The organism is Bradyrhizobium sp. (genome assembly GCF_049512235.1).
GTDB lineage: Bacteria > Pseudomonadota > Alphaproteobacteria > Rhizobiales > Xanthobacteraceae > Bradyrhizobium.
Window position 1 is genome coordinate 1 of sequence record NZ_JBEKXH010000403.1, and the last position, 5,927, is coordinate 5,927.

Annotated in this window: 4 protein-coding genes; 3 read left to right on the forward strand and 1 reads right to left on the reverse strand. The window is 56.7% G+C overall.

From position 1 onward, the window contains the following. Positions 1-856: EAL domain-containing protein (locus tag ABSG20_RS27570; protein ID WP_423867641.1), on the reverse strand; the 856-nt coding region annotated here is incomplete at its 3' end. Between the two features lie 302 nt (positions 857-1,158). Between ABSG20_RS27570 and kaiC the strand changes: the two genes are divergently transcribed. The 3 genes from kaiC to ABSG20_RS27585 all read left to right on the forward strand — a co-directional run. After that, on the forward strand, positions 1,159-2,907 hold the full coding sequence (gene kaiC, locus ABSG20_RS27575) for a circadian clock protein KaiC (protein ID WP_423867642.1): 1,749 nt from the start codon (positions 1,159-1,161) through the stop codon (positions 2,905-2,907). Between the two features lie 4 nt (positions 2,908-2,911). After that, the gene (locus ABSG20_RS27580; RefSeq protein ID WP_423867643.1) at positions 2,912-3,205 is read left to right on the forward strand and encodes a circadian clock KaiB family protein; all 294 of its coding nucleotides are present in this window, start codon (positions 2,912-2,914) and stop codon (positions 3,203-3,205) included. 9 nt (positions 3,206-3,214) lie between these two features. Next, a partial coding sequence (locus ABSG20_RS27585) for a GAF domain-containing protein (RefSeq protein WP_423867644.1) occupies positions 3,215-5,927 on the forward strand: 2,713 nt, incomplete at its 3' end.

The following is a 5,927-nucleotide window of genomic DNA, read 5'->3' on the forward strand; positions in this document are numbered from 1 at the left end:
CGATGAGACCCTTCCACGCGTCACCCGCCGGCCGATTTTCGCGTACCAGCGAAGCGACCGGAAACTTCATTAGAACGTCAACCGGAATATTGACCGCCGGGCGAATCGAAACACCGGTCTCACCGAAGCGAACGGCATCGCGTAGCACGCTCAGCAGGACGTGCTCGGTCAGGCGGGTAAGGCTTTCGGTATCGGCTCCTGGCAGGAAACTGCCCGGCGAAAGGATGCCGTATTCGGGGTGTTCTATGCGCGCCAATGCCTCGCAACCGACCAGCGCTTTTTTTTGCAGGTCAATTTTCGGCTGATACCAGACTTTCATCCAGCCTTGACGTAGCGCATCATCAATGGCAATGCGCGGACGTTTTTGTTCCAGCGCTGCTGGAAGAATACTCTTGCCGATCGCGCGGATGGTTGCGACGTCGAATGGTTTGAGCAACGCCGGCAGCATTCGGAGGCCATGGCGTTCACCTAGCTTCCTAACGTCTTCAAGAATCGGACCATGGCGTCCGCTCATCAGATTGACGGCACCTGAATAGCCGACCTTGGCCAAACCGTGGAGAACTTCTACGGCGTCAGACTTCTCCAGAGAGATGTCGAGGAAGATCAGCTGAGGGTGCCATCGATCGAGCCCCTCCATGAGAGCCTGCGCACTTGCAAACTCTTCGATCTGGATGCCCATCGGTTTAAGCACCATTGAGATGAGCTGTTGAATTCCCGTCTCGTCATCAACGACATAGCAACGAGCCGCCTCAGGCTGTTTCCCTGAGGGTCGTTCCGCGGGCTCTCGTCCAGCGACCGGTTGCTCCGTCGCTCCGAACCAAAGCTTCAATTCGCTCAAAAGCTCAGCTATGATCATCTTCTCTCTCGCTGTCGCCTGCGAGTTATTCAGAGTTGTATGAAGCAATATTTAAGCTTACGCTTCTGCTGACGCATTTGTGTAAACAGCCGCCGAATCAGTATTGTTGCGGGTATTCGGCTCGATCGCCACACCATGGCAGTCGCAATACGATGGTGCCCAGATACTTTAGTCTTGAGCAACCGCCTCTTGGCAGACACTTTTAGTGTCCGGTACCGCCGTTCGAACAAAGCCGAAAGCCTTTGACTGCTGCCATCAAACAACGCGCGCTCAGTCAAGCATTGAGAGCCTGATGAGGGAACATGAAGCTGCCAAAGCAAATACCGACGATCGTAGCCAGCACCGCACGCAATGGAATCAGCAAGGCACGCAGTGGAATCAGCGGCCTCGATGAAATCATGGGCGGCGGGTTCCCCCGCGGAACCGCAACGCTATTGCTAGGGGGCGCGGGCGCTGGCAAGACCTTGCTGGCCCTCCAATCGCTGGTCAACGGCGCCAGACAATTTGACGAACCCGGCATCTTTGTTGCCTTCGAGGAGGCGTCGAAAAACATCGTCGCCCATGCCGATTTTGGCTGGGATATTCCTGCGCTGCCGCAAAAGTCGCTGTTTTTCCTTGACGCAATGCCGTCCTTTGATCTGGTCCAGTCGGGAAGCTTCGACTTGAGCGGAATGTTGGCGGCGCTTGACGCACAAGTCAGCTCAATGGGCGCTGCTCGCATCGTTTTCGATGCAATCGATATCGTTTTAACACTGCTCGACGATTCTTTTGCACAGCGACGCGAGGTCCATCGTCTGCACGACTGGCTGCAAACCAGACGCTTGACAGCTATCATCACATCGAAGATCCGACGCACGGACGCCAAAGCCGATCATCAAGCGCCGTTCGAGTTTATGCAATTCATGGCGGATTGTTCGATCGTTCTTCATCACCGTGTCGTCCAGGGCGTTTCCCAGCGCAGTCTTCAGGTGCTGAAATATCGCGGTTCCAGCTTTGAGGAGAACGAAGCTCCATTCGTGATCAGCGGTACAGGATTTGAGGTCGCGGCCACGCACGCCCTCGAGCGCGGTCGCGGCCTGGTGACCGACGAGCGCGTGTCAAGTGGCGTGGAACGGCTCGACACCATGCTTGGGGGCGGATTCTATCGTAGCGCAGCCGTAATCATAACCGGCTTCCCTGGTACCGCGAAGTCGACCTTGTGCGGAGCATTTTCCGAAGCCGCCTGTGCGCGTGGCGAGCGAACCCTGTTCGTGAGTTTCGATTCCGACGCCGGAGAAGTGGTTCGCAACCTGGCGTCGGTCAATGTCCGGCTGGAGCGCTTTTTGAAGAATGGCATGTTGAGGATTGTTTCCGCACGCGCGATCGCTGGCAGCGCCGAAATTCACCTGATGCATATCCGAAGTCTTGTGCAGCAGCATGGTGCGCGTTGCGTGGTGATTGATCCGATATCGGCCCTGTCGAAGATAGGCAACGAAAGTACCGCGCACGGCGTAGCGGAACGACTGATCGATTGGGCCAAGGCCGAAGACATAACGCTGGTTTGCACAAGCCTGGTCGACGACGCATCGCCCAGCGGTGAAGGCACGGCAATCCAGATTTCGACGATCGCGGACACCTGGATTCATCTAAACTATCTGGTCCGCGCCGGGGAACGTAATCGCGGACTTTCAATCGTCAAGTCAAGGGGCACGGCGCATTCAAACCAGGTGCGCGAGCTTATCCTCAGCGAAACAGGAATTACATTGGCAGACGCGTACACGGCTGCGGGCGAGGTATTGATGGGAACCCTCCGCTGGGAAAAGGAGATGTCACAGTTGAGGGCCGAGGAGGAAACCGTGTTGAGCGAAAAGAGGAGCGCTTTGCGCCTTGATATCGAGGAGGCCGAGCTGGAGGCCCGCGTCATGCTGTTGCAGCGTGAACTGGACGCAAAGCGGACCGAGAGAGACCTGCAGGCGCAACTCGACTCCAGACGCGAGAGCCAGCAATTGCTCGGCCGCAGCAAGATGCATGAACTTCGCCTAGGCGATGCCAAAATCCCGCCGGGGACGTGAACCGATGCAGGACCGGTCCGATTACAAATTTCGACTTTACGTCGCGGGCGATGCGGCGAACTCTGTTGCGGCTGTCGCCAACCTCAATACAATTTGCCGCGAGCATTTGCCGGACCGGTACGAAATCGAAATTGTCGATGTGTTTCTTGAGCCAGGCCGCGCTTTGGCCGACGGCGTATTTCTTACACCAACGCTCGTCAAGCTTTCTCCGACACCCATGCTCAGGATCGTGGGCAGCCTCACGCAGACCCTCCCGATTCTGCAAGCTTTCGGGATAAGTCCCGAAAGCGGATCGTAAATTCCGATCATGATTCGAAACGATCAATCCCTTTCCGAAGATGCGAATGAAAGAATTGCCGCTCTTGTCCGCAGGCTCCACGAAACGGAACAGGAGCTGCGGGATTTAACGGGCGGTGAAGTGGATGCGGTGATGCATCCGACCGGCCACTCCTATCTTTTGCATCAGGCGCAGAGCCGGTTGCTTGACGCCGAGGCCGCCCAGCGGCAACTCGCCATTCGTCAGGCGGCGATCCTTAACGCGCTGCCGGCGCATATCGCTCTGTTGGACCGAGCGGGATCCATCGTTTCAGTGAACGAAGCCTGGCGCAATTTCGCTGACGATAACGCTCTTCGTCATCCGCAATATTGCGTTGGTCTGAACTATGTTGACGTTTGCCGGAATTCAGCCGATCTCGGTTCCGAGGACGCAAATATCGCGGCAAACGGGATCCGATCGGTATTAAGCGGCGAGGCCAGGTTTTTCGCGTTTGATTATCCATGCCACACGGCAATAAAGTTGCGATGGTATCGGCTGCAGACCTCCGCGTTTCAAGAAGGTGCTTCGACGGGGGTGGTGATTGCGCACATTGATATCAGCGACAGGAAATTGATCGAGGAAAATGCGCGCCAGCATGCTGCAAGACTGGCGGCTCTGGTCGAGGCGCAACAGGAACTGGCCGCCTGTGCCGACGACGCCAGCCAACTCATGGAGCGTGCTACCAATATTGCGCAGCGCCTGACCCATGCCGACGGTGCGGATTTTGAGGCGATCGATGGCAGCGCGCTGATCTTGCGCGCGGCATCCGGGATACCTTTCGGTCAAACCGGATCGGTATCGCAGCGGAATTCAAGCCTGTCGGGATTTGCAATAACTCAAAATCAGACGCTGCGCTGCGACGATATCGAGGCGGATGCGCGCGTAAATCCCGCCGCCGGTAGGGCGGTCGGGGTTCGATCATTGATCGTGGCCGTGCTGCGAAATGAGGGCAGGCCGGTGGGTGTCATCAAGGCTCTTTCCCGCGGGCCCAATAGCTTCGGGGCCGAAGATGCCGATATTCTCGAGCTTTTTGCGCAATCACTGGGAACAATTCTTCAACGCAAGCAAGCGGAAGACGAACTCCGGATTCGCCTCTCTCAGCAAGCCGCAATTGCAGAACTAAGCCACGAAGCGCTGTCTGATATCGGCTTCGCCGACCTGCTGAGTCTGATAGCCCGGTATCTCATCCAGGTTTTCCGGGTCGAATTCAGTCTCGTGGCGAAGGTTGATCCAGACCGCAATTCCATAAGCTTTGCCGCCGGCATCGGCTGGAAGCCCGGCACAGTGGTGGGCGTTTTCTTTCCGATCGGCAGGCAAACTGTAGCCGGCTACACGCTGTTGTCCGAAGGGCCGGTCATTCTAAGCAACGCACCTGAAGATCCGCGCTTCAAGGACGTGGAGGCTCTTCGAAGCCATGGAATTATCAGCGGCATCTGCGTTGCGATCCAGGGCGAGAGCGGACCCTGGGGTTCATTGGCTGCTTTCACAACGCAGCGCCGCCTGTTCACGTCAGACGATATTACGTTCGTTCAGAGCATTGCAAACCTGATCTCGGAGGCCGTTCGCAGACAGCGCGCGGAGGAGGCCATGGCACAGCAGGCCGCGCTTCTCGATAAGGCACACGACGCGATCGTCGTTTGGGGCCTTGATGACGTCGTCCAGTTCTGGAACAAGGGCGCGGAGCGCCTCTACGGCTGGACGCGAGAGGAGGCGTTCGGACGGTTTGGACATGACCTGTTCGATCGCGACGCCGGCGCTTATCGTGAGGCCATCGAACAAGTTTCCAGGGTCGGGGATTGGAGCGGTATTGTTCAGCAGCGGCACAAGGATGGAAGGACTCTCACAGTCCATGCCCGTTGGACCTTGATCCGCGATGCCAAGAACGAGCAAAAGTCAATTTTTTCGATTGGCACTGACTTTACCAGGGAAGTGTTACTTGAACAACAGCTCAAGCAGGCGCAACGGCTCGAAGCGGTGGGCGAACTCACCGGCGGCATAGCGCACGACTTCAACAACCTTCTGACGATCATCCAGGGAAATTCCGAGCTTCTGGTCGAGTATTTGGCCGACAACGAGCAGCTCCGCCTGATGGCGGATATGACGCTGACGGCTGCCAGGCGTGGCGCCACACTCATACACCGGCTGCTTGCGTTCGCACGACGTCAGCCCTTGGAACCAAAAGTCATCAACGCGAACGATCTGCTCTATAGTATGGAGTCTTTATTGCAGCGCGCCTTGCGCAAAGACATTGGGGTCAAGCTTATGACGGGCAAAGACCTCTGGGGCGCCTTGATCGATCCATCTCAACTCGAAAACGCGGTGCTGAATCTCTGCATCAACGCCCGCGATGCGATGCCGGGCGGCGGCCGGATTACTATCGAGACCAGCAATACACATCTTGATACGGATTACGTTGCTTCGCATCCGGGTGCGGCCGCTGGTGACTGGGTCATGATCACTGTTTCTGACACTGGTACTGGTATTTCGCCCGAAAACCTTGAGCACGTGTTTGATCCGTTCTTCACCTCAAAGGACGTCGGCAAGGGGAGTGGTCTTGGTCTCTCGATGGTCTATGGGTTCATCAAGCAATCGCGCGGACATGTCAAAATATATTCGGAAGTAGGCAAGGGAACAGCGGTAAAGATGTTTCTTCCCAGATCCGATTCTGCTCTCTTTATTGCGGATGAAAACGCGACCCGAGCTA